We start from the raw sequence: 23,637 nt of genomic DNA, 5'->3' as shown, positions 1-23,637 counted from the left end.
TCCTTCGTCAGTCGTCTCGTCGTCGATACTGGCTCGGTAGAGGGACGACATTATCGTCCGCACGATCAGGCTGTCCGCCGGGATCAGCGCGCCGATCACTACCCGCGCAGGAAACTCACGATTCCGTCAGAGATCCCCTGCGCCGCTTTCTGCCGCCAGGCGCCGCTGGTCAGCAGTGCCGCGTCCTTGGTATCGCGCATGTTGCCGCACTCGATGAACACCTTGGGAACCGTTGACAGATTGAGACCGCCCAGGTCCTTGCGCGTGACGATGCCGCTGCCGTCGCCGACGTAGTTGGAGGGCGCGGTGCCCGTGGCCCGGCCGAATCCGGCGGAGACCAGCCGCCCCAGTTCGCGCGAAGGGCCCACGACGGCACGGGTGTCGGCGCCGCCCGCGTGTACCTCGCCCGGGAGGATCACGTGGTAGCCGCGGTTGCCGCTCCCGGAGCCGTCGGCGTGGATGGAGACGACCGCGTCGGCGTGCGCCGCGTTCCCGATCCGGGCCCGCTCGTCCACACACGGCCCGTACGGCCGGTCCGCGTCCTGCGTCAGCTTCACGGTGGCGCCGCGCTGTTGCAGCAGGGCGCGCAGCCGGTGCGCCACGTCCAGCGTGAACGCGGCTTCGCTGTAACCGGAGTCGGTGGAGGTGCCGGTGGTGTCGCACTCCTTGCGGTTGGTGCCGATGTCCACCTGGCGGTTGATCTCCGCGGTGTGCCGGTGGTTGGCTGGATTGTGTCCGGGGTCGATCACGACGACCTTGCCCTTGAGGGTCGTTGCGGCGGAGTCAGGTCCGGGCTTGGCGCCGGCGCCGATCCCGCCGTTCGCGGAAGTCCCGCCGGACGGGGTGGTCCACCCGCTAGGCGCCGCGCTCTTCACCCGGTCGGGCCCGCCGTCGGGCGGTCCGCCCAGGGCCGCGTAAGCCCCCCATGCCAGCAGCGCCCCGGGCACGACCACGGCGAGCGCCACGGCCGACGCCCGGCGCATGCGGGAGCGGCGGGGGTGCGGGGAATCGAAGTCAGGGCCTGCGTAAGACACGCCTGCCACCCTAACGGGCACCCGGGGCCGCCCCCGGGGAAGCCGCGGGACGCGAGGCCGGGACACGGGGCGAGGGTCAAGAGAAGGTCAAAGATTCGTTAGTGTGGCGAAGCATCGGAATAGTTGCTCACGCATACGGGGTTCAGGCTGCACGTATCCCGCGATCCTCATCCGCGCATCCCGTAGCCCACCTCAGGCCGGAGGCCCCGCTTCATGACGCACACACCGACCGACCCACCCCGCCGCGCGGCGAGCGGCGCCCTCGTGCCGGTCCTCGCCTTCGCGGGCATCGTGGTCGCGGTGATGCAGACCCTGCTCGTCCCGGTCATCAAGGACCTGCCGCAACTGCTCGACACCGAACCCAGCGACGCCACCTGGGTGCTCACCTCCACGCTCCTGTCCGGCGCCGTCGCCACGCCGATCATGGGCCGCCTCGGCGACCTGTACGGCAAGCGGCGCATGCTCGTCGCCAGCCTCGCCGTGATGGTCGCGGGCGCGCTGGTCAGCGCGGTCACCAGCGAGCTGATGACGATGATCGCCGGCCGCACCCTCCAGGGCTTCGCGATGGGTGCGATCCCGCTCGGTATCGGCCTGATGCGCGACATGCTGCCCCGCGAGCGGCTCGGCTCCGCCATGGCCCTGATGAGCTCCTCCATCGGCGTCGGCGGCGGCCTCGCGCTGCCCGCCGCCGCCCTGGTCGCCCAGCACGCCGACTGGCACACCCTGTTCTACGGCGCGGCGGGCCTCGGCGCCCTCGCCATCGCCCTCACCCTGATCGTCGTCCCCGAGTCCCCGGCCCGCGCCGCCGGCTCCTTCGACCTGCCCGGCGCGCTCGGCCTCTCCGCCGGTCTCGTGCTGTTCCTGCTGCCGATCACCAAGGGCAGCGACTGGGGCTGGACCTCCGGCACCACGCTCGGCCTGTTCGCCGCCGCCGCCGTCGTCCTCGTCCTGTGGGGCGTGATGGAACTGCGCCTCGCCGCCCCGCTGGTGGACCTGCGCACCACCGCCCGGCCCGCCGTGCTCTTCACCAACCTCGCCTCGATCATGGTCGGCGTCAGCTTCTACGTCGTCTCCCTCGTCCTGCCGCAGCTGCTCCAGCTGCCGAAGAGCACCGGTTACGGCCTCGGCCAGTCGATGGTCGTCGCCGGCCTGCTGGTCGCCCCGCTCGGCCTGACGATGATGTTCACCGCGCCCGTCTACGCCCGTCTGTCCGCCAAGTACGGGCCCAAGGTCACGCTGATCATCGGCATGCTGATCATCGCGATCGGCTACGGCGCCGGCCTCGGCCTGATGAGCGCCGCCTGGCAGAGCCTCGTCATCGCGGTCGTCCTCGGCGCCGGCATCGGCCTCGCCTACTCCTCGTTGCCCGCGCTGATCGTCGGCGCGGTCCCCGCCTCCGAGACCGGCGCGGCCAACGGCCTCAACACGCTCATGCGGTCCATCGGCACCTCCGTGTCCAGCGCCGTCGTCGGCATGGTGCTCGCCGACACCGCGAACACCGTGAACGGCGTCGCGATCCCCACCCTGCACGGCTTCCGCGTCTCCTTCCTGATCGCCACCGCGGCCGTCGCCGTCGGTCTGCTCCTCGCCCTCTTCCTGCCCGGCCGCACCCCGGCCGCCGCCGAGCCGCGACTGCGCGCCAGCAGCGAGGAGGACACCAACCTGGTGCGCGCCGAGGAGGCCCTGCGGGGCTTCCACGGCCGGGTCCTGGACGCCGGCGGCGCACCGGTCTCCGGCGCCCGGGTCACGCTCATCGACCCGCGCGGCCGCCGCGCCGGCTCGGCCCTGTCCGGCGACGACGGCGGCTACGTCCTCGCCGTCCCGGCCCAGGGCGCGTACGTCCTCGCCGCGAAGGCCTCCGGCCACGGGCCCCTCGCCTCCGCGGTGACGCACGGGGGCGACGAGCGGGCCGTGGGCCTGGATCTGTCGCTGCCCGGCGAGACGGTGACTGCTTAGCGCCGAACGAGCTGCCTCGCCCGGGCGCTCGGCGGGTGCGGGCTCGTTGTGGCTGGTCGCGCGGTTTCCCGCGCCCCTGCGGCGCGCTTCCCACGGCACCCCCGGTCCGAACGCCGGCCGGGGGTGCGGCAGCATGGGGCGGCACACGTACGCACGACCGAAGAGGAGCCCCATGACCGCGGCGCCCGAGCCCGAGATCCTGGCCGCGTTCGAGGCCGCGAAGGGCTTCATGCCCGTGGACGAGGGGCTGGCGCTGTACGCGGCGGCCGTGGACGCGGGCGCGCTCGGACTGCCGCTGCTCGAAGTCGGCACCTACTGCGGGCGCTCCACGATCCTCCTCGCCGACGCCGCCCGCCGGGCCGGCGTCCCCGCGCTCACCGTCGACCACCACCGCGGCAGCGAGGAGCAGCAGCCCGGCTGGGAGTACCACGACCCAGGCACCGTCGACCCCGAACTGGGCCTGATGGACACCCTGCCCGCCTTCCGCCGCACCCTGCACCGGGCCGGCCTGGAGGAGCACGTGGTGGCGCTGGTCGGACGCTCACCGCAGATCGCCGCGTTCTGGAACTCGCCCCTGGGCCTCGTCTTCGTCGACGGCGGCCACACCGACGAGCACGCGAACGCCGACTACGACGGCTGGGCCCCGCACGTCGCCGAGGGCGGCCTCCTCGTGATCCACGACGTCTTCCCGCACCCGGAGGACGAGTTCACCGGCCAGGCCCCCTACCGCGTCTATCTGCGCGCCCTGGAGTCAGGGGCCTTCACGGAGATCTCCGGCACGGGCTCGCTGCGCGTGCTGCGGCGCACGGGCGCGGGGATCTGAACGAACACGGGAACGGCCCCCACATCCCGGTGGTACGAGGGTGTGGGGGCCGTTTCGCGCTCATCTGCGCGGTGTCGTCCTACTCGCCGGCGCCACGCCTGCGCTTGATCCAGACGAGTGCCGCGCCGGCGGCCAGGAGAGCCGCGGCGACCCCGGCGATCGTCAGGACCTGGGTGCCGGTGTCGGCCAGGCTGCCGTCCGTGTCGCCTCCGCCGGTTCCTCCGGTGGGCAGGGGGGTGTGGCCGCCGTTGCCGGACGGGGCCGGAGCCGGGGTGTGGGAGGGGGCCGGCGATCCGGTGGGCTGGTCGGTCGGCTTGGCCGTGGGCTTGCCGGTCGGGCTGGGCGACGGGCCGGGGCCGGGCTTGCCGCCGCCGGCCTGACCGCTGTTGTCGCCGCCCATCACCGTGACGCCGGTCGCCTGATAGTCGAGGGCCTCATGACGCGAACCCTTGGTGACGGAGGGCAGGTTGGGCTTCTCGGCCTGGAAGCGGGCCTTGCTGACCTTCTCCTGGGGCTGCTGGGTCAGGTCGACGCCGCCGACCGTGTAGACCCAGATCTCGCCCCCGACGGGGATCTCGTACTTGAAGTCGCCCTCGGTGAAGGACCGCTTCATCTCCTTCCAGACGGTCATCTTGTCCCAGGCGGCGTTCTTGCCGCGCAGCGGCCAGCGCTTCACCTGGTTGCGGTCGATGATGCCGGCGAAGGAGCCGCCGAACGCCTTCTTGTCCCGGGCGACGGTCTGGCGGACGTACTCGGCGGCGATCCGGGCCTTGTAGACGCGCCGTAGGTCGGCGTACTTGGCGTCCTCGTTGACCTGCTTCTGGACCACCGGAAGGATCGTCCGCCCGTAGACGTCCATGTTGTGGGCGGTCTGCTCCTTGGTCAGGGTGCAGGGCATCCCGCCACCGGGGCCGGGGGTGTTGTACTCCTGTGCGACGCTCTTCACCTCGAGCGGGGCGCTGAGGATGTAGGCGCCGTCGTCCTCGATGCGGACCTCGGCCTTCTTCGGGACGATCCAGTTGCGGGTGGAGCCCATGCAGGGCTTGCCGTCGACCTTCGTGATCTGGTCCCAGAACCGTTTCCCGGCATCGGTCTTCGGGTCCTCGGCGCGACCGAAGTCCCGCTTCATCTCCATGTCGGCCTCGAGCAGGATCCGGCCGGCGTCGGTCTTGTCGAACGGCGCCTTCATGATCGTGTTCGGGTCGTCCGGGTTGAGGTTGACCCAGAAGTGGTCGGGCGTGAGAGCGAGCCAGGTGAAGAAGGCGTCCGAGATGAGCTGCGCCTTCTCCTCGCCTCCGTAGCCGGGTGCGGTCTCCTCGTCGGTGTTCTTCGCGCTGAAGGAGTAGGAGAGGTTCCCGGTCTTCGTCTGCCCGATGTAGGAGATGTCGAGGGTGGAGAAGTCGACGCCGCCGGGCCCACGCAGACTGTTGCCGGGCTGCTGGATCAGGCCCCGGGCCCGTTCGATCTGACGGCGGGCGTCCTCGGGAGTGGGTGCGGACCGGCGGGCCATGTCGCCGCCGGAGCCGAAGGAGGGCCGGTTCGGGTCCGGCGTCATCAGCTGGTTGCTGTTGGGGGTGTACTTGCCGACGGTGAACCGCGGGTTCGGTGTGGCGGCGTGCCGGTAGTGCTGCACGCCGGCGGCCCGGTACTTCTCGATCGTCTTCGCGTCGGGCTCCTGCCCGTTGATGTAGACGACCCTCCAGCCCCGGCGGACGAGCTCGGCGTCGATCTTCAACTGCCGGGCGTCGTAGCCGATCCCGGACTTGATCTCGTAGACGGTCCGGGTGCGCTGGTTGACCGCGTCGAAGACGCGGCCGTCCTTCATCACGTCCTTGCCGAGGGTCCGCTCGAGGTCCTTGTACAGGTTCGGGTTGAGGTCGCGGAGGTTCTTCTGGCAGATCCAGTCCACGCCGCCGAGGTCGAAGTACTTCACCACCTCGGACTCGAAGGCGTTGCCGCGCTTGTTGTTGCCTTCGTTGCGGGAGTAGACGTTCTTCAGCCACTCGTTGAAGGTGCCCTCGTAGGGCTTGGCGCCGGCCTGGTTCTGCCGCCAGGTCGTGACGGCGTTCTCGGGCGTCCCCCAGGCGTACTTCTTCGGGTCGTTCCCGGCCGGCAGGTCGATCAGACCCGGGTCGGTGAGCGCCTCGAAGCCCTTGGCGAGGTGGTCGTAGCCGTAGAAGCGGTCCTCGGCGTTCGGCGTCTTCCACTGGTTCGCACCGGCCGGTCTGTAGCCGGGCAGCTTGTATGTCGGCGGCGGCGTCGCGCCCGTGCCGTACTTGTCCATGCACCGGCCCAGCATCGGCTTCGGCGGTGCGGCGTCGGCGCTGTCGCGGACGCCGGGCAGCGGACCGGCGACCAGCACGGTCGCACCGATCGCGACGATCGCCGCCCGCATCCTGAACCAGCCGCGTACGCGTATCGCAGAATGCATGTGTCTGTCCCTCGTGGGGGCGGATCTGAATCCCTGTGCGCAGGGCGAGGGTAGGCAACCGGGCGGTGCACGGCCCCCGTTGATGCCACCGCCTGCCCGGCACCCTAGCGGCTGACGACCCGTCGAACACAGCAGTTGCACAGGCAAGCCGTGCAACGAACACGCATCAGTGAGGCCCACTCGGCCCCGCCGCAGGCCCTAGGCTTGCCGGCCATGACCGCCGACGCGCACCCGCCCGCTCACGAGCAGCTCCTCGAACGGTGGCTGGACGATCTGCAGGTGCTGGCCGCACGGCTCCAACAGGTCCATCTTCCGGGCGACTTCCCCTTCGACTACACGCCCGCCTCGCTGACCGAGCTCGAACACGAACTGCTCGACGAGGACCCCGACGACGGCTTCCGCCGGGCCGCGACGGCCTACCTGGGGGAAGTGCTGATGGACGTCTGCGGCGGCCGGTGGGACGTCGACCCCGACACGGGAGGCGAGGACGGCGAACCGTTCGTACGCCCCGACCCCGCGCTCGGCCTGCCCCCGCTCTCCGTCGGCGTCCTCATCGACGCCGCTCTCGCCGAACGCTCCGGCGAGGTGTTCACCCGCGAGCGGGAACGACTCGCCGACGCCGTGTCCGGCCTGCGCCGCACCGCCCCCGGCTGGGAGCCGGTCAAGGAGCGCTCCCCCCTGGACCCGATCGGCCCCCAGCCCGTGGACGACTGGCTCCGGCGTTGGCTCGCCGACCGGCAGGCCGCCCACCCCGACTGGGTGCGGCAGCTGACCGGGGCCGGGGAGACGAGGAAGTGGGACTTCTCCCCGGCCGGCCTGGACGCCCTGGAACGACAGGTGCGCGGCCGGTACCGCACCCTCGCCGACTTCGACGCGGACCGGGAGGGGCCGTTCCTCCAGGGCGCCGTCTGGTACCTGGGACAGGTCATCTGCCTGCACCACGACAGCACTTGGGTGCACTGGGCGATCGAGCCCGACGCCCCGCGCGGCAGCCACCACCACGCGGACAACCCATGGTCCGGCATCCCCTTCACCCACCAGCCCCACAGGCGCCAGGCCCACCCCTGCGACCCCCTCGACATGCTGCGCGGCCTCGTCCGCTACGGCACCGCTCAGCGCCTGGCGGCTCTCGTCGCCGAGATCTAGAACAGGCGGAAGAACCCATACCATCTGACGCACCGTCAGGAGTCTTCACAAGTGCAGGGGCCTCGGCTATACAGAGGACGCCGCACTGGAACGCGTTCCAGAACGGGCGGGTTCCGCGGCCCCATGACGACCTCGGTGCGGCCGACGGTGCGGACGGCCGTATCGGGGTCTTACGCCGCCCGGTCAGGAGCCCCATGCCCATCGACGCAGCCAAGGCCCTCGCCGCCGAACCCCGGTCCGGCGAGATCTCCTGGGACCGCAAGGACGTCCTGCTCTACCACCTCGGCATCGGCGCGGGCGTCCCCGCCACCGACCCCGACGAGCTGCGCTACACCCTGGAGTCCAGGCTGCACGTCCTGCCGAGCTTCGCCACCGTCGCCGGCTCCGGCGCGCCCGGCGTGATCAGCTCACTCTCCCTGCCCGGCATCGACGTCGACCTCGCCCGCGTCCTGCACGGCGGCCAGACCCTCACCCTGCACCGGCCGCTGCCCGCCGAGGGGACCGCGACCGCCACCGGCCGGATCGCCGCCGTGTACGACAAGGGCAAGGCCGCCGTCCTCGTCATGCGCACCGAAGTCGCCGACGGAGACGGCCCGTTGTGGACCAACGACGCTCAGATCTTCGTCCGCGGCGAGGGCGGATGGGGCGGCGACCGCGGACCCTCCGCCCGGCTGGACCCGCCCGCCGGCCCGCCCGACAGGACCGTGGAGCGGCGGGTGCGCGAGGACCAGGCCCTGCTGTACCGCCTCTCCGGGGACTGGAACCCCCTGCACGCCGACCCCGAGTTCGCGAAACTCGCCGGCTTCGAGCGGCCCATCCTGCACGGGCTGTGCACCTACGGGATCACCCTCAAGGCGGTCGTCGACACCCTGCTCGACGGGGACGTGACCCGGGTCCGGACGTACACCACGCGCTTCGCCGGGGTCGTCCACCCCGGGGAGACCCTGAGGGTGCGGATGTGGCGGGTCGCCGCCTCACCGGGCGGCGCCGTACGGGTCGCCGTGAGCGCCGTCGAACGGGACGACGCGCCCGTCCTCGCCGACACCGTCGTAGAACACCTCTGAACCCGTCGGGGGAAGGCCTCCGCGGCCGCCGGCCCTGCCCCGGACCCCGTATGTCACCCGTCCACAACGAAGCCGTCGAGGGGAGCCGCGCCATGCGCGCAGCGGTACTGCACGAGATCGGCCAGGACAAGCTGGAGGTCCTCGACGACGTCGAGGCGGTGGGCTTCGGCCCCGGCAGGGTGAGGATCCGGGTGCGCGCCACCGGGCTGTGTCACTCCGACCTGTCCGCGATGAGCGGGGTGCTGCCGCAGCCCGCGCCGTTCGTGCCCGGCCACGAGGGCGCGGGCGAGATCCTGGAGGTCGGCGAGGGCGTCACCCGGGTGAAGCCCGGCGACCGGGTGGTGGTGTGCTGGCTGCCGGCCTGTGGCGCCTGTCCCGCTTGCAAGCGGGGCCAGACCGAACTGTGCCTGGCCGGGTTCATGAACGCGGGCACACCCAACTTCCGCCGCGCCGACGGCGGTTCGGACGTCTTCGGCTTCGCGGGCACCGGCACCTTCGCCGAGGAGGTCGTGGTCGACGCCGGCTGCGCCGTCCCCATCCCCGGCGACGTGCCCTTCGACATCGCCGCGCTCATCGGGTGCGGGGTGACCACCGGACTCGGCGCGGCGCTCAACACCGCCGACGTGGAAGCCGGTTCGTCCGTCGCCGTCATCGGCTGCGGAGGCGTGGGGGTGTCCGCGATCCAGGGCGCCCGGCTCAAGGGCGCCGCCGAGATCGTCGCCGTCGACCCGGTCGCCGCCCGCCGCGAGGCGGCGCTCAAGTTCGGTGCCACCCGCGCCGTTTCGCCCGAGCAACTCGGCGACGCCAAGCAACAGATCACCGGCGGCGAGGGTTTCGACTACGTCTTCGAGGTCGTCGGCCGCTCCGCCACCGCCCGCACCGCCTACGAGACCACCCGGCGCGGCGGCACCCTCGTCGTGGTCGGCGCCGGCGCCATGGACGACTTTCTCCAACTCAACATGTTCGAGCTGTTCTTCGACGAGAAGCGCATCCTGCCCTCGATGTACGGCGGCGGCGACGTGCTGCGCGCCTACGAGCGGACCGTCGCCCTGTGGCGGGCCGGCCGGATCGACCTCGAAGGGCTGATCACGCACCGCGTACCCCTCGCGGAGATCAACGAGGCGCTCGACCAGATGCGCACCGGGGCCGCCCTGCGCACCTGCATCGAGATCTGAGAGCGGGCGGGTCATGTCTCTTCCGCTCGAAGGGCTCTCGGCGATCGTCACCGGCGCCGGACGCGGCCTCGGCCGGGCCGAGGCGCTCGAACTGGCCCGGCTGGGCGCGGCCGTCGTCGTCAACGACTACGGCAGGCCCGGCCGCGACGGCTCCGGCGAGGCGTCGGCCGGCCCCGCCGAGGAGGTCGCGGCGCAGATCCGCGCAGCCGGCGGGACGGCGCTCGCCCACGCCGGGGACGTCTCCGACTTTCGCGTCGCCCGCGAACTGGTCGAGGCCGCGATCGACGCCTACGGCAAGCTGGACGTCGTCGTCAACAACGCGGGCATCCTGCGCGACCGCATGGTCTTCTCCATGACGGAGGAGGAGTGGGACTCGGTGATCCGGGTCCATCTCAAAGGGCACTTCAACACCACCCGCTTCGCCGCCGCCCACTGGCGCGCACGGTCCAAGGCGGCCGACGGGCCCATCTACGGGCGGATCGTGAACACCTCGTCGGAGGCGTTCCTCGCGGGCTCCGCCGGACAGCCCAACTACGCGGCGGCGAAAGGCGGGATCGTCGGGCTGACGACGTCCACCGCCCTCGCCCTCGCCAAGTACGGCGTCACCGCCAACGTCATCTGCCCGCGCGCCCGCACCCGGATGACCGAGGACGTCTTCGCCGGCCTCCGCCGCCCCGAGGAAGGGCTCGACCCGCTCGCCCCCGAGCATGTCGCCCCGCTCGTCGGCTACTTGGCCTCGCCCGCTGCGGGCGGGATCAACGGGCAGCTGCTCGTCGTGCACGGCGGGATGGTCGCCGTCGTCGAACGGCCCCGAGTACGCGCGAAGTTCGACAGCAAACAGGAGACGTTCAGCTACGAGGAGCTGGACGCGGTGCTCGGCGCGCACTACGCGGAGCAGGCGGACGGCGAGACCTTCGCGGCGGCGGAGGTGCTGGGGCTGCGCCGGGGGCAGGAGTAGCCAGGCTCGTGCCCCGGCCGGTGGACTCGGGGGACATACGCAGGGGCCCCGCCCGTCTCGGTGACGGTCGGGGCCCCTCGGTGTGCCTCAGGCAGCCGTGTCGGCCTTCGACTCGGCCGGCTTGCGGTGCCGGCCGCGCGGAGAGGTCCCGCCCTCGTGGGACGAGACCTGACCCCGGTGCCGGCCGTGACCGGCGGACCAGGAGGCGTCTGCGGACAGCGGCTGATCCTGCGGCTGCCGCGGCTGCGTGGTGCTTGCGTCGCTCATCGGAAGAGTTCACCCCGTCAAAACATGATCCTTCTTACAGCCGGGCGAGTGTATCCGGAGCCCGGCGGGGTGAATCCAGCCGACCACGCCACCGCTGCTAGTTCGTTACAAGGCGGTCCAACGGGGCCTGTTGGAGCGGCACCGGGCGGGGGACGGCGGGCTCGGTGGGGGTGAAACATGACGAGGGCGCGGGAGCTGAGGAGAGTGCGGAGAGCGTCGGCGTGAAGGCCGCCGCCGGCGGAGCCTGGTGCGGGGCCTCCTGGGCCGGCGGGGTCAGCAGCGCCACCCCGCAGGGTTCCGCCGCCGTCGCGTACGGCAGGCGCAGCACGCCGTCCTCCGTCCACAGCCCGGCGCCCGCCAGCCATCCGTCCGGCGCGGCGAGCCGGTGCAGCCGACGGTCCTCGGGACGCCACACCCCGACCCAGCTGCCGTACGGCCCGTCGACGTGCAGCGCGACCGCGCAGCTCTCCGGGCTCAGGACCTGGCCCGGCTGGATCGCGAACGGCGTCACCCGGAAGTCGGGCAGCCGCAGCGACTCCGGGAAGCGCACCGGCAGCGCGCTGCCCAGCACCCCCCAGCCCAGGCGGGCCACGCCGGGGGAGGCCGCGTCCGAGCTGACGAGCAACAGCCCGCTGTCGGGGGCCGCGAGCAGGACGCGGTCGTCGCTGTCGGGCGCGATCTGCAGCAGCGGCGACACCTCGCCGCCGCGCGCCAGGTCCACCACGATCGCCTTCGTACGGCCGTCGGCCCTCCGGTCCAGCGCCAGCATGCGGCCGGTGCGGTCCAGCCAGACGCCACCCGTGCAGCGGCCGTCGATCTCGGCGACCCGCTCCGGGCCGAACGCCCCGCCCGCCACCAGCCACAGCGCCGTCGTGCGCCGGCCCACGGCGAGGGCGTACGCGCGCCCGCCGCAGGGCGCCGGCGGCAGCAGGCGCAGGCCGCCGCCGTCCGGGCACTCCACCGCGCCCAGCGGCAGCTCGCCCGTGCCGGGGCCGGTCGGATACAGCAGGGAGAAGACGTGCCGTCCCTGGAACCGGCGGTGGATGAGGACCCGCCCGTCGGCGAGCGGCTGCACCCGCGTGCCGGGCTCCTCCGGCTGGTTGCCCGGCAGCGGCACGGCGTACGGCTCGGGGCCGTCCAGCGTCCAGCGCTCCGGGAACCAGCACGCGGGGTCGCCGCCTGGGGCACGGGTCAGGCGCGCCGCGTAGGCGCCGTCCGCCGTGATCACGCAGTCCGCGTGCGGCGGGGGGTCGTCGTCGTCCTCGGTCTCGGCGGCGGGTTCGATGGCACAGACCGTCATTGTTCGGTCACCTCCGGCGACGAAGCTAGTTTTCGTACGCGGGGGTGGGGGATCGGCGGACGGGGGCTTCGCTCGTAAGAGTGGCGCAGAACCGATTCGCCTCCGGCGGTTGAACGGCGTGTGCGTGCGGGGGTCGCGGTCTTTCGCCCACCCACGCACCCACCCGACTCGGTCGGTCAAGAGGCCCCCCACGGGGCTGCGCCCCGGACCCCGCCGAGCCGGCCCCCCGTGTCGAAGCAGCCCCCGCGCAACCGTGCGGTACGGGCGTCCGAACGGCCAGGTAGCCTTTTCCCGTGCCGCTGCCTCGTCTGTCCGATGTGATCGCCGCCCTCGAGAACCTGTGGCCCGCCGAGCGGGCCGAGTCCTGGGACGCGGTCGGAACCGTCGTGGGGGAGCCGGGGCAGGAGGTCGGCCGGGTCCTCTTCGCCGTCGACCCCGTCCAGGACGTCGTCGACGAGGCCGTGAGGCTGGGCGCAGACCTGTTGGTCACCCACCACCCGCTCTACCTGCGCGGCACCACCACCGTCGCGGCCTCCACCTTCAAGGGCCGTGTCGTGCACACCCTCATCAAGAACGACATCGCCCTGCACGTCGCCCACACCAACGCCGACACCGCCGACCCCGGCGTCAGCGACGCCCTCGCCGGCGCGCTCGACCTGCGCGTCGTACGGCCCCTCGTCCCCGACCCCGCCGACCCCGACGGGCGGCGCGGCCTCGGCCGGATCTGCGAGCTCGACCACCCGCTCACCGTCCGCGAACTCGCCGCCCGCGCCGCCGAACGGCTGCCCGCCACCGCGCAGGGCATCCGCGTGGCCGGCGACCCGGACGCCGTCGTACGCACCGTCGCCGTCAGCGGAGGCTCCGGCGACAGCCTCTTCGACCACGTCCGCGCCGCCGGCGTCGACGCCTTCCTCACCGCGGACCTGCGCCACCACCCGACGTCCGAGGCCCGCGCCCACAGTCCTCTCGCGCTGCTCGACGCGGCGCACTGGGCCACCGAATGGCCCTGGTGCGAGCTGGCCGCCGCCCAGCTCGACGAGATCTCCGACCGCAACGGATGGGGCCTCAGGGTCCACGTCTCCCGCACGGTCACCGACCCCTGGACCGCCCACGCGGCGTCCACCGCCACCGAATCCCTGGGAGCCCCCAACTGAACGCCGCGCCCGCCGACCAGATCCGACTCCTCGACGTCCAGTCCCTCGACGTCCGCCTCCAGCAGCTCGCCCACCGGCGCAAGTCGCTGCCCGAGCACGCCGAGATCGAGTCGCTGACCAAGGACCTCACGCAGCTGCGCGACCTCCTGGTGGCCGCGCAGACCGAGGAGAGCGACACCGCCCGCGAGCAGACCAAGGCCGAGCAGGACGTCGACCAGGTGCGCCAGCGCGCCGCCCGCGACCAGCAGCGGCTGGACTCCGGCGCCGTCACCTCCCCCAAGGACCTGGAGAACCTCCAGAAGGAGATCGTCTCCCTCGCCAAGCGCCAGGGCGACCTGGAGGATGTCGTCCTGGAGGTCATGGAGCGCCGCGAGGCCGCGCAGGAGCGCGTCGCCGAACTGACCGAGCGGGTCGGCTCCGTGCAGGCGAAGATCGACGACGCGAACAGTCGCCGCGACGCCGCCTGCCAGGAGATCGACGGCGAGGCCGCCACCGTCACCAAGGACCGCGAGGTCATCGCCGGCTCGGTCCCCGCCGACCTGCTCAAGCTCTACGACAAGCTGCGCGGCCAGCAGGGCGGCATCGGCGCGGCCAAGCTGTACCAGCGCACCTGCCAGGGCTGCCGCCAGGAGCTGTCGATCACGGACGTCAACGAGATCCGCAAGGCCGCCTCCGACACCGTCGTACGGTGCGAGAACTGCGGCCGCATCCTGGTGCGGACCTCCGAGTCCGGCCTGTAGCCGTGGGCGCGCGGGAGTTCGTCGTCGAGGCGGACGGCGGTTCGCGGGGCAACCCGGGGCCCGCCGGCTACGGCAGCGTGGTCGTCGACGCGGCGACGGGGGAGACCCTTGTCGAACGGGCCGAGTACATCGGTGTCGCCACCAACAACGTGGCCGAGTACCGGGGCCTGCTGGCCGGACTGCGCGCCGCCCGCGAACTCGACCCGGACGCGGTGGTCCGGGTGCGGATGGACTCCAAGCTCGTCGTCGAGCAGATGTCGGGCCGCTGGAAGATCAAGCACCCCGACATGAAGCCGCTGGCGACGGAGGCGGCCCGGGTGTTCCCGCCCGGCCAGGTCACCTACGAGTGGATCCCGCGCGAGCACAACAAACACGCGGACCGTCTGGCCAACGAGGCGATGGACGCGGGGAAGCGGGGGGAGCGGTGGGAGGGCGGGCCTCCGCACCCCGGCTCAGCTCGGGCCGACGCCCGGGCGGCCCGAGCCGTGGCGACCCCGGCGAACCCCGACGTTGCCGCGTCGGCCGAGCCCGAGACTGCCGCCCCGGCGGAGCCCGAGGTCGCCGACCTCGACACTGCTGACGGCACCTCCCATGGGGCCGACATCGGCGGATCCGCCGGGGCAGGTGTCGGTGCTTCCGGCACTGGCTCCGCCGGTGGTTCTGCCAGTGGCTCCGCCGGTGCCTCCACTGCGGCCGACGCCGGCAGCCCCGCGGCTGCGGCGGCCCCGGCCGGTAGCGGCGGTCCCGCCGTGTCCGCCCCGGTGGGTACTGATGCTTCCGTCGGCTCGGCTGCGGCCGACGCCGGCAGTCCCGCGGCCCCGGCCGGTACTGATGCTTCCGTCGGGGTTTCCGCCGCGTCCGCCCCGGCCGGTACCGATGCTTCCGTCGGAGTCTCGCCCCCGGCCGGAACGGGCGCCGCCGCCACGACCAGCCCCGTCCTCGCCGCCGCCCCGACCACGCCCGGCACGGGCGCCGCCCCTCCCACCTCCTCCACCCCGCAGCCCTCCGTCGGCTGGGGTTCCGCTCCTGATCTCGGGGCTCCGGCCACCCTCGTTCTGCTGCGGCACGGCGAGACCCCGCTCACCCCGCAGAAGCGGTTCTCCGGGAGCGGCGGCAGCGATCCCTCGCTCTCCGCGGTGGGCCGCGAGCAGGCCGAGCGGGTCGCCGCGGCCCTCGCCCGGCGCGGGACGATCCAGCACATCGTCGCCTCCCCGCTGGCCCGGACCAGGGAGACCGCCGACGCGGTCGCGGCCCGCCTCGGCCTGAAAGTCACCGTCGAGTACGGCCTGCGCGAGACCGACTTCGGCGCGTGGGAGGGGCTGACCTTCGGCGAGGTCCGCGAGCGCCACCCCGAGGACCTCACCAGGTGGCTCGCCGACCCCGAGGCCGAACCCACCGGCGGCGGCGAGAGCTTCGCGGCCACCGCCACCCGGATCGCGGCCACCCGCGACAAGCTTGTCGCGGCCTACGCGGGCCGCACGGTCCTGCTGGTGACCCACGTGACACCGATCAAGACGTTCGTACGGCTAGCCCTGGGCGCCCCGCCCGAGTCACTGTTCCGCATGGAACTGTCGGCGGCCTCCCTCTCGGCGGTGGCGTACTACGCCGACGGCAACGCCAGCGTCCGACTGCTCAACGACACGTCCCACCTGCGCACGTAGGGAAGACGGCGGGCCCGCCTCAGTGGACCTCCTCCACCAGGACGTCCAACGTCCACGCCGCCCCCGCCCGCGCCTTCTCCTCCACCGTGTAGCCGAGGTCACGCAGCGCCACCACCAGCTCGGCCGGGTTCTCGGGCGCCGACCCCGTCGTCAGCAGGCTGCGGACGATCCGCCCCTTGGTCGCCTTGTTGAAGTGGCTGACGACCTTCCGGGTCGGCGCGTGCAGCACCCGCACGCTCGCCGTCCGCGCCGCGACCTCGCCCTTCGGCTTCCACGCCGCCGCGTAGGCCGCCGACCGCAGGTCCAGCACGAGCCCGTCCCCGGCCGCCTCCGGCAGCACGGCCGCCATCGGCGTACGCCAGTACGCGCCCAGCGCCCCGAGCCCCGGCAGCTTCACGCCCATCGAGCAGCGGTACGAGGGAATGCGATCCGTCACCCGCACCGCCCCCCACAGCCCCGAGAACACCAGCAGCGACCTGGCCGCCCGCCGCTTCGCGGCCGAGTCCAGCGAGGCCAGGTCCAGGGCGTCGTAGAGAACGCCCGTGTAGATCTCCCCGGCCGGACGGGCACCCGCCGTACGCAGCTCGACGTTCTTCGCGACCTCGCCGCGCAGTCCCTCGCTCAGTCCGAGCACCTCGCGCGCCTTCTCCTCGTCCCCGGCGCACAGCTCGACCAGCTCGGTCAGGACGGCCTCACGCGCGTCGGCGAGCCCCTGCAGCGACAGAGCCTCCGGCTTCAGCGGCGCGCCACGACCGGAGGCGGCCTTACCTTCGGACGGGGGCAGCAGGACGAGCACGAGCGTTTCTCCTTCGTTCAGGCTCCACGGCCAGGTCCAGCCAGCCTCCACGGCCGAGCCTCCGAGCCAGCGTACGGGGTCCCCCCCAGCCGCCTCATCCCCTCCCGGACGTCCCGCACGAGCGCCCGCGGATCGTCCGCGTGCAGGCGCACCACGCTCACCTCCCGCCGGCGCCCGAAGAAGCCGACGTGGGAAACCGGCTCGGTCAGCTCCAGCGTGACCGAGGTCATCGAGCCCACCGGCAGGTTCAGCTCGCGCGAGGAGCCCCCGGCGGGCTCGTGCGTGGTGCGCGACTCGTGCCGTACGGCAGCGACCCGCTCCAGCGGGACCGTCAGATCGACGTGGACGGACTGACGTACGCGCAGCCGGTCGCCGTGCAGGACGTGCGGGCGCACCCGCCAGGCCGCGTACAGGCCGATGACGACGAACACCGTGTACAGGTCGAGGACCAGCACCACCGTGTGCACGGTGGGCCACGCGCGCAGCAGCAACGACATGGCGACCGTCTCGACCCCGCACACGCACGCGAGCGCCGCCGTCACCGCGCCCTGTCCCCGCGCGTACCCGAACGCCCGGCCGTCCCCGACCCCGTGCACCCTCCGGGCCGCCCAGAGCCACAGACTCACCAGCAGCCGCAGCTCGTGCCGCACGAGCGCGGGCACCGCCGCCCTCAAGGCCGGCCGTCCCGCGCGAGCAGGCGCAGTGTCCGGCGGATCGCCTCCGCCTGGGCAGGGGCGAAGTCGGCGTACAGGGCACGCAGGAAGGCGTGGTCCTGGTCGACGTCCGCGGTCTGCGGGAGCAGCTCCCTCGGGGTGCATTCGGCGAGCCGGCGGGCGGCAGCCTCCACGCGGGGGTCGTCGGGATCGGCGTCGGCGAGCGCGTCGAGCAGCGCGTACGCCTCGTGGGCACGGGCCACCGCCTCCGGCGACGCCAGCACCGCGCCCACCGCCGCCATCAGCCGCTCCCGCTCCTCGGGAGCCGCGGCCGTATCGATCAGCGCGAGCACCTCTCGGTCCCGGGCGGCCATGGGGGAATCGGAGGCGGGTATCCCGGCGAACAGCCCGGCCAGCTCGGGCGAGACCGGTCCCTCGGGGGGCAGCTCCTCCGCCTCGAGCAAGGCCCGCAGCCGCTCCCGCCGTCGACGCAGGGCCGACTCCTGCCGGGCCAGGTCCTCGTCCAGCTCGGTGAGCACCTCAACGAGGTCCTTGCCCGCGTCGTCCGCGAGTACGTCCCGCACCTCGGCGAGCCCCAGCCCCAGCTCGGTCAGCCGCCGGATCCGGGCGAGGGTCACGGCGTGCCGGAGGGTGTAGTCCCGGTACCCGTTGGCACGCCGGTCGGGCTCGGGCAGCAGCCCCAGATGGTGGTAGTGCCGGACAGTCCGCGTGGTGACGCCGACGGCCTCGGCGAGTTCTCCGATCCGCATGCCACCAGTACAGACGTTGACGTCGCGGCAGGGTCAAGGCCGCTCTCCCGGTCACGGGGGCGATCCTGTGCCACGATCGACGCTGCCCTTCGGCAAGCCGCTCGCCCTCCCCGAGCCCTTCGCCTTCGGCCTGGACACGTCCGACTTCCTCTGAGAGCCCGGTACCATGGTCGACACGGCAGACGAGCCGGGCGGACGGCCGCGTGAGGTCCCCTAGAGGGCTTCCCGAGGAACGTCCGGGCTCCACAGGGCAGGGTGGTGGCTAACGGCCACCCGGGGTGACCCGCGGGACAGTGCCACAGAAAACAGACCGCCCGGCGCTCAGGCGCCGGGTAAGGGTGAAACGGTGGTGTAAGAGACCACCAGTGCCCAGGGTGACCTGGGCAGCTAGGTAAACCCCACCCGGAGCAAGGTCAAAAGGAGCGCCGTAAAAAGCGCTCTGCGCGGACGTTCGAGGGCTGCCCGCCCGAGTCCGCGGGTAGACCGCACGAGGCCGACGGCAACGTCGGCCCTAGATGGATGGCCGTCTCCCCGGCCGCCGCGAGGCAGTCGGGTGACAGAACCCGGCGTACAGCCCGACTCGTCTGCCGCCACCTGCGGCTTTGCCTTGGAAAGGGCCTCTGACCTGCGTCGGAGGCCCTTTCCGGTCTTTCGGGGGCTTGCAGTTGCGCGTCACCGCCGGTGGCGAGCACGCAGGCCGTGAGGAGGTCGCCCATCGTCTCGCGGCCTAGCGGTGCGACGCAGTTGTATGCGCCGCCCCGCTCGGCCGCGCTCCGGTCGAGTGCGAAGGTGGCAACGTCGCGTACGTCGATCGGCTGGATGGGCCTGTCCGGGGCGCCCGGAGCGAGCATTCGACCGCCGCGCGCAGCTCGGTTTGAGCCACCACGGCAGTCGGCCGACGTACTCGCCCGGCCCGAGAATGACACCCGGCCGAAGGATGACCGCACCGGGTCCACAAGTACGTCGTCCAGGACATCGTCCAGACCGACCGCACCGGCGGCGGTGACGATCTAGTCACCCACTACGCCTACCAGGGAGCGGCCGGCTGGCGTCACGCCGAACCCGACGGCATCACCGATCCGAAGTACCTGACCTGGAGCCAGTGGCAGGGTTACGGCAAGGTGACCGTCACCAGCGGCAACGGGCAGACCAACGCCACTCGCATCGACTACACCTACCTGCAGGGTCTCGACGGCGACAAGCTGCCCGACGGCACCACCCGCACCGAAACCGTCACGGACGGCCCCCTGCCCGTACCTGACCCCACCCCAGGCAGGCCACCGGCCCAAGATCCCGCCAGTACCTGCGAAGATCGGCGCACGCACGTTCGGAGATCGGCTCCGTGGGGTGAAGCCCGGTGTCAGCGCGGGTCAGCCCCCGTATGCTGGCCTCGGTAGTCATATCCCGTCCCGTGGAGGTCCCGATGAGCACCCCCGACGCGGAGTACTCCGGCTATCCACCGCTTCGGCCCCGCGTTTCGGTCGAGGAGCTGCTGGCCGCGAAGAACACCCAGCCGATCCGGTCCCTGGACGACCTCGCCGCCGACACCTTCGAGTCGGACGAGGAACTGGAGGAGTTCTTGGCCTTCACGTACGCCGAGCGCCACCGCGACGTCGCCTGAGCCGCCGCCGTGCAACCCGTCATCCTCGACACCGACGTCGCCTCGCTGTCCCACAAGCGCAAGCTCACCGGCCCGCTCTCCACTAGGCTGATCGGCCGCAAGCCGCTGATCACCTTCGTGACCTTCGGCGAACTGACCAAGTGGACCGAGATCCGCCACTGGGGCACCCGCAGCCGCCAGGAACTCGCCGACTGGCTCTCCGGCATCCCGATCCTGCCCGGCGACGAAGCCGTCGCTGCAACCTGGGGCCGCCTGTCAGCCGCGGGCATTCAGCGCGGACGCCCACGCCCGATCAACGACATGTGGATCGCGGCCTGTGCCCTCACCTACGACCTGCCGCCCTCGTCCGCCCACCTCGCCCCAATCGCAAGAGGCGGCGGGCGAGTTGATGTCCCCTGCGCCACCGTCGTTGAACGCGACTTACGTGAAGAGGGCCGTGCCGGTTGGGTGTTGTTGTGACGCAATGCCTTGGCCGCACAGCCTTGTCCCAGCTGCCCGACGGCTACGACACCATCACCGGTGAGCGCGGCCTGCGCCTGTCCGGAGGCCGGCGCCAACGCCTCGCCATCGCCCGCGCCCTGCTCGCCGACGCCCCTCTGCCCATCCTCGACGAGGCCACCTCCAGCGTGTCTCCGATGCCGGGGCCGGGGAAGGACGCCGAGTGCGTCCTTCCCCGGCCGGTGGGGCGTGCGGTCAGGACGAGGAGAGTTCCTCGCGGACCGTGCGGGCGGCGGTGACCAGGTGTTCCAGCGAGACGCGGGTCTCGGGCCAGCCGCGGGTCTTCAGGCCGCAGTCGGGGTTGACCCACAGCCGCTCGGCGGGAATGGCCTTGAGCCCGGTGCGCAGCAGCCCGGCGGCCTCCTCCGTGCTCGGGACACGCGGCGAGTGGATGTCGTACACGCCCGGTCCCGCCTCGCGCGGGTAGCCGTGGGCGGCGAGTTCGCGGGCGACCTGCATGTGGGAGCGGGCGGCTTCCAGGCTGATGACGTCGGCGTCGAGGTCGTCGATGGCCTGGACGATGTCGCCGAACTCGGCGTAGCACATGTGGGTGTGGATCTGTGTGGCCGGCCGTACGCCGCTCGTGGTGAGCCGGAACGCCTCGGTCGCCCAGGCCAGGTAGGCAGGGCGGTCGGTGGCCCGCAGGGGGAGCGTCTCGCGCAGGGCGGGTTCGTCGACCTGGATGACCGAAGTCCCGGCCGCTTCAAGGTCGTCGACCTCGTCGCGCAGCGCGAGGGCGACCTGACGGGCGGTGTCGCCGAGGGGCTGGTCGTCGCGGACGAAGGACCAGGCGAGCATCGTGACCGGGCCGGTGAGCATGCCCTTGACCGGTCGTGAGGTGAGGGACTGGGCGTACGTCGTCCAGCGGACCGTCATCGGCTCGGGGCGGGAGATGTCGCCGGCCAGGATCGGCGGGCGGACGTAACGGGTGCCGTAGGACTGGACCCAGCCGTGCTGCGTGGCGAGGTAGCCGGTGAGCTGCTCGGCGAAGTACTGAACCATGTCGTTGCGTTCGGGCTCGCCGTGCACCAGGACGTCCAGGCCGGTCTTCTCCTGGAAGGAGATGACCTCGCCGATCTCCGCCTTGATGCGCTCCTCGTAGCCCGCCGTGTCGATCCGGCCCGCCCTCAAGTCCGCGCGGGCGGCACGCAGTTCACCGGTCTGCGGGAAGGAGCCGATGGTCGTTGTCGGCAGCAGCGGCAGTCCGAGGTGCGCGCGCTGCGCGGTGGCTCGTTCGGGGTAGGGCTGGGAGCGGCGGGCGTCGGCGTCCGTGACTGCGGCGGTCCGGGCCCGTACGGCGGGGTCGTGCGTGATCGGCGAGGTCGCGCGGGAGGCCAGATCGGCCCGGTTGGCGGCGAGTTCGCCGGCGATCGCGCCTGTGCCCTGCGCGAGGCCCGTGGCGAGGGTGACGATCTCGCTCGTCTTCTGGCGGGCGAAGGCGAGCCAGCGAAGGATCTGCGGGTCGATGTCGCGTTCCGCGGCGGCGTCGATCGGGACGTGGAGCAGGGAGCAGGAGGCGGCCACGTCGACCCGGTCGGCCAGCCCGAGCAGGGTGCCGAGGGTGGACAGGGACTTGGTGAGGTCGTTGACCCAGATGTTGCGGCCGTTGACCACGCCTGCGACCAGCCGCTTGCCCGGCAGTCCGCCCACGGAGGCGAGATCGCCGAGATTGGCGGAGGCGCCCTCGGTGAAGTCCAGGGCCAGCCCCTCCACCGGAGCCTTCGCCAGCACCGGCAGGGCGTCGCCGAGCCGGTCGAAGTAGGAGGCGACCAGCAGCTTGGGCCGGTCGGTGAGGGCGCCGAGATCGCGGTAGGCGCGGGTGGCGGCGTTCAGCTCGGCCGGGGTGCGGTCCTGGACGAGCGCGGGCTCGTCCAGCTGCACCCACTCGGCACCGGCCGCGCGCAGGTCGGCGAGGACTTCGGCGTAGACCGGGAGCAGGCGGTCGAGGAGCGTGAGCGGCTCGAAGTCGGCGGGGACGCCGGGGGCGGGCTTGGCCAGCAGGAGATAGGTGACCGGACCGACCACGACGGGCCTGGCCGTGAGGCCCAGAGCGAGGGCTTCCTTCAGCTCGGCGACCTGCTTGGTCGTGTCGGCAATGAAGACGGTGTCCGGGCCGAGTTCGGGGACCAGGTAGTGGTAGTTGGTGTCGAACCACTTGGTCATCTCCAGCGGTGCGACGTCCTGGGTGCCGCGGGCCATGGCGAAGTAGCCGTCGAGGGCGTCGGCGTCGACGGCGGCCCGGTGGCGGGTGGGGATCGCACCCACCATGACGCTGGTGTCCAGGACGTGGTCGTAGTACGAGAAGTCGCCGGTCGGGACCTCGTGGATGCCGGCGTCGGCGAGCTGCCGCCAGTTGCTGCGGCGCAGCTCGGCGGCGGTGTCCTGGAGCGCGTTGGCGGTGACGCGGCCCTTCCAGTAGCCCTCGATCGCCTTCTTCAGTTCCCGGCTCTGTCCCTGGCGGGGGTAGCCGTACACGGTGGCCCGGGCTGCCGCGGCTGCGGACTTGGTGGTCACGGAGATCTCCTTCGCGAGACGAATCCCTGAGATCCCGGCGACGGGACGCGAGCGCGAAGGGGTGACGGAACCGGGCGGAGGCGACCTTGCGCTGCACAGCGCGGTCGTGCGCTCGGTATGTACGCCGACCCGCCCACGAGGTCACCGGGATGTCCGCGTACGAGTGGTTCGCACACGGGCAGTGGCAGGTCTTCGGACTTGCGGGCACGCCCTCCTGGTCCGGAGGACACCTACTGGCCGTCGCTTCCCAGACCCTGTACCTCGGATCCAGTGCGTATGACGGCGGTCGTTCCCGCTCACCGCTGCGGGGCAGTCCCGGATTCCCACCGGGTTCCCTCTTGCGACGCATCCCGCCTGGCGGACGGGGCGAACCAGCTGCACCAGTCAGCGTAAGGGGCTGGCTACGCGTCCGGAGGGCCGTGTCCATCATTCGAATGGTGAGCTGGTGCACGCGGGTGACGGGTGTGAAACGGGCCGAGGGCGGGAAACGTCGCGCACGCGTCTCCCACCCCTTCCCCCGCCCCGCGCCGCGCGGCACCCTCACCCCGCGGCGGCGGTCGCGGGCCCCTCAGCCCGCGTCGTACCAGGCCCTCAGTCCTGGTCGTAGATGCGGAACCCCCGGCCGGTCTTACGGCCGAGGAGACCGGCCTCCACCATTCGCTGGAGCAGCGGCGGCGGGGCGTAGAGCGGCTCGCGGAACTCGTCGTAGAGGGACTGGGCGATCGAGGCGACGGTGTCCAGGCCGATCAGGTCCGCGAGCCGGAGCGGGCCCATGGGGTGGGCGCAGCCCAGTTCCACTGGAAGCGGTAGCCCAGCGCCCCGAGAACACCAGCACCTTTGTTCCCTACCCCGTGACCGAGCGCACGATCTGACCGTACGACGGGCTTGATAGCCTCGACGGGCCAGTCGAGCCACACCCGAGGCCAGGGAATCCGGTGCGAATCCGGAACTGACGCGCAGCGGTGAGGGGGACGGGCGGGGCACGCACGCCACTGGGAGACCGGGAAGGCGCCCCGGCCGGACGAACCCGAGTCCGAAGACCTGCTGGCACCTCCGCGCCCCGGCGCGGGGGACAC

The 23,637-nt window shown here is 72.4% G+C and carries 19 protein-coding genes, 1 other RNA gene, 2 pseudogenes and 2 riboswitches; of the genes and pseudogenes, 13 read left to right on the top strand and 9 right to left on the bottom strand.

The annotated features are described in order from the left end of the window. Positions 1-98: 98 nt before the first annotated feature. Positions 99-1,034 (bottom strand): N-acetylmuramoyl-L-alanine amidase, encoded by a 936-nt coding sequence (locus tag ACIOC0_RS11115; RefSeq protein WP_402154590.1) that lies wholly within the window; start codon positions 1,032-1,034, stop codon positions 99-101. A 213-nt stretch (positions 1,035-1,247) separates the two neighbouring features. Between ACIOC0_RS11115 and ACIOC0_RS11110 the strand changes: the two genes are divergently transcribed. Continuing rightward, positions 1,248-2,990, top strand: a complete 1,743-nt coding sequence (locus ACIOC0_RS11110) for an MFS transporter (protein ID WP_402154588.1) — start codon at positions 1,248-1,250, stop codon at positions 2,988-2,990. Between the two features lie 172 nt (positions 2,991-3,162). Continuing rightward, a complete protein-coding gene (locus tag ACIOC0_RS11105; RefSeq protein ID WP_402154587.1) occupies positions 3,163-3,813 on the top strand; it encodes a class I SAM-dependent methyltransferase in 651 nt (216 codons plus the stop codon). A 79-nt stretch (positions 3,814-3,892) separates the two neighbouring features. On the opposite strand, the gene ACIOC0_RS11100 is transcribed toward ACIOC0_RS11105, so the two are convergent. After that, on the bottom strand, positions 3,893-6,244 hold the full coding sequence (locus ACIOC0_RS11100) for an LPXTG cell wall anchor domain-containing protein (RefSeq protein WP_402154585.1): 2,352 nt from the start codon (positions 6,242-6,244) through the stop codon (positions 3,893-3,895). Between the two features lie 213 nt (positions 6,245-6,457). Here ACIOC0_RS11100 and ACIOC0_RS11095 point away from each other — a divergent pair, with 213 nt between their 5' ends. From ACIOC0_RS11095 to ACIOC0_RS11080, 4 genes are all read left to right on the top strand, one after another. Then, a complete protein-coding gene (locus ACIOC0_RS11095; RefSeq protein ID WP_402154583.1) occupies positions 6,458-7,390 on the top strand; it encodes a hypothetical protein in 933 nt (310 codons plus the stop codon). 194 nt (positions 7,391-7,584) lie between these two features. Then, complete coding sequence (locus ACIOC0_RS11090; protein WP_402154581.1) at positions 7,585-8,454, top strand: MaoC/PaaZ C-terminal domain-containing protein; 870 nt, start codon at positions 7,585-7,587, stop codon at positions 8,452-8,454. Between the two features lie 92 nt (positions 8,455-8,546). After that, entirely contained in the window at positions 8,547-9,629 is a 1,083-nt protein-coding gene (locus tag ACIOC0_RS11085; RefSeq protein ID WP_402154579.1) for a Zn-dependent alcohol dehydrogenase, read from the top strand. A gap of 13 nt (positions 9,630-9,642) precedes the next feature. After that, positions 9,643-10,587: a 3-oxoacyl-ACP reductase gene (locus ACIOC0_RS11080; protein WP_402154577.1), complete on the top strand. Its 945-nt coding sequence runs from the start codon at positions 9,643-9,645 to the stop codon at positions 10,585-10,587. A gap of 87 nt (positions 10,588-10,674) precedes the next feature. On the opposite strand, the gene ACIOC0_RS11075 is transcribed toward ACIOC0_RS11080, so the two are convergent. Next, on the bottom strand, positions 10,675-10,854 hold the full coding sequence (locus ACIOC0_RS11075) for a hypothetical protein (RefSeq protein ID WP_402154575.1): 180 nt from the start codon (positions 10,852-10,854) through the stop codon (positions 10,675-10,677). 97 nt (positions 10,855-10,951) lie between these two features. Continuing rightward, positions 10,952-12,154 (bottom strand): hypothetical protein, encoded by a 1,203-nt coding sequence (locus tag ACIOC0_RS11070; RefSeq protein ID WP_402154573.1) that lies wholly within the window; start codon positions 12,152-12,154, stop codon positions 10,952-10,954. Positions 12,155-12,453: 299 nt separating this feature from the next. Between ACIOC0_RS11070 and ACIOC0_RS11065 the strand changes: the two genes are divergently transcribed. From ACIOC0_RS11065 to ACIOC0_RS11055, 3 genes are read left to right on the top strand one after another with little or no spacing between them, the layout of a single operon-like run. Beyond that, positions 12,454-13,308, top strand: coding sequence for a Nif3-like dinuclear metal center hexameric protein (locus ACIOC0_RS11065; RefSeq protein ID WP_351334619.1), 855 nt, complete (start codon positions 12,454-12,456; stop codon positions 13,306-13,308). Then, positions 13,305-14,048 (top strand): zinc ribbon domain-containing protein, encoded by a 744-nt coding sequence (locus ACIOC0_RS11060; RefSeq protein ID WP_402155074.1) that lies wholly within the window; start codon positions 13,305-13,307, stop codon positions 14,046-14,048. Before ACIOC0_RS11065 ends, ACIOC0_RS11060 begins: the two co-directional genes overlap by 4 nt. 2 nt (positions 14,049-14,050) lie before the next feature. Further along, complete coding sequence (locus tag ACIOC0_RS11055; RefSeq protein WP_402154571.1) at positions 14,051-15,709, top strand: bifunctional RNase H/acid phosphatase; 1,659 nt, start codon at positions 14,051-14,053, stop codon at positions 15,707-15,709. A 19-nt stretch (positions 15,710-15,728) separates the two neighbouring features. Here the strand turns inward: ACIOC0_RS11055 and yaaA are convergent, their stop codons facing one another. The 3 genes from yaaA to ACIOC0_RS11040 are packed head-to-tail and all read right to left on the bottom strand — an operon-like array spanning position 15,729 to position 17,928. Continuing rightward, the gene (yaaA, locus tag ACIOC0_RS11050; protein WP_402154569.1) at positions 15,729-16,505 is read right to left on the bottom strand and encodes a peroxide stress protein YaaA; all 777 of its coding nucleotides are present in this window, start codon (positions 16,503-16,505) and stop codon (positions 15,729-15,731) included. Between the two features lie 17 nt (positions 16,506-16,522). Further along, complete coding sequence (locus ACIOC0_RS11045; RefSeq protein ID WP_402154567.1) at positions 16,523-17,179, bottom strand: hypothetical protein; 657 nt, start codon at positions 17,177-17,179, stop codon at positions 16,523-16,525. Continuing rightward, a complete protein-coding gene (locus tag ACIOC0_RS11040; protein ID WP_402154565.1) occupies positions 17,176-17,928 on the bottom strand; it encodes a MerR family transcriptional regulator in 753 nt (250 codons plus the stop codon). Before ACIOC0_RS11040 ends, ACIOC0_RS11045 begins: the two co-directional genes overlap by 4 nt. Before the next feature lie 183 nt (positions 17,929-18,111). Between ACIOC0_RS11040 and rnpB the strand changes: the two genes are divergently transcribed. The 4 genes and pseudogenes from rnpB to ACIOC0_RS11020 all read left to right on the top strand — a co-directional run. Continuing rightward, an RNA gene (gene rnpB / locus ACIOC0_RS11035) (RNase P RNA component class A) lies at positions 18,112-18,515 on the top strand. Between the two features lie 836 nt (positions 18,516-19,351). Next, complete coding sequence (locus ACIOC0_RS11030; RefSeq protein WP_155057999.1) at positions 19,352-19,549, top strand: hypothetical protein; 198 nt, start codon at positions 19,352-19,354, stop codon at positions 19,547-19,549. A 9-nt stretch (positions 19,550-19,558) separates the two neighbouring features. Continuing rightward, complete coding sequence (locus ACIOC0_RS11025; RefSeq protein ID WP_402154563.1) at positions 19,559-20,008, top strand: type II toxin-antitoxin system VapC family toxin; 450 nt, start codon at positions 19,559-19,561, stop codon at positions 20,006-20,008. Between the two features lie 23 nt (positions 20,009-20,031). After that, positions 20,032-20,178: pseudogene (locus ACIOC0_RS11020) on the top strand (ATP-binding cassette domain-containing protein); the annotation flags it as partial. 64 nt (positions 20,179-20,242) lie between these two features. On the opposite strand, the gene metE reads toward ACIOC0_RS11020, so the two are convergent. Together metE and ACIOC0_RS11010 are read right to left on the bottom strand one after the other, a co-directional pair. Further along, complete coding sequence (gene metE, locus ACIOC0_RS11015; RefSeq protein ID WP_402154561.1) at positions 20,243-22,561, bottom strand: 5-methyltetrahydropteroyltriglutamate--homocysteine S-methyltransferase; 2,319 nt, start codon at positions 22,559-22,561, stop codon at positions 20,243-20,245. 165 nt (positions 22,562-22,726) lie between these two features. Further along, a riboswitch (cobalamin riboswitch) is annotated at positions 22,727-22,952 on the bottom strand. Between the two features lie 200 nt (positions 22,953-23,152). Continuing rightward, positions 23,153-23,359 (bottom strand): annotated as a pseudogene (locus ACIOC0_RS11010) (3-hydroxyacyl-CoA dehydrogenase family protein); the annotation flags it as partial. Positions 23,360-23,447: 88 nt separating this feature from the next. Beyond that, positions 23,448-23,625, top strand: a riboswitch (cobalamin riboswitch). Positions 23,626-23,637: the final 12 nt, after the last annotated feature.

It is taken from the genome of Streptomyces sp. NPDC088254 (assembly GCF_044740925.1).
Taxonomy (GTDB): Bacteria; Actinomycetota; Actinomycetes; order Streptomycetales; family Streptomycetaceae; genus Streptomyces.
The sequence above is the reverse complement of the archived record's forward strand: the minus strand, read 5'-3'. Positions and strand labels throughout refer to the sequence as shown.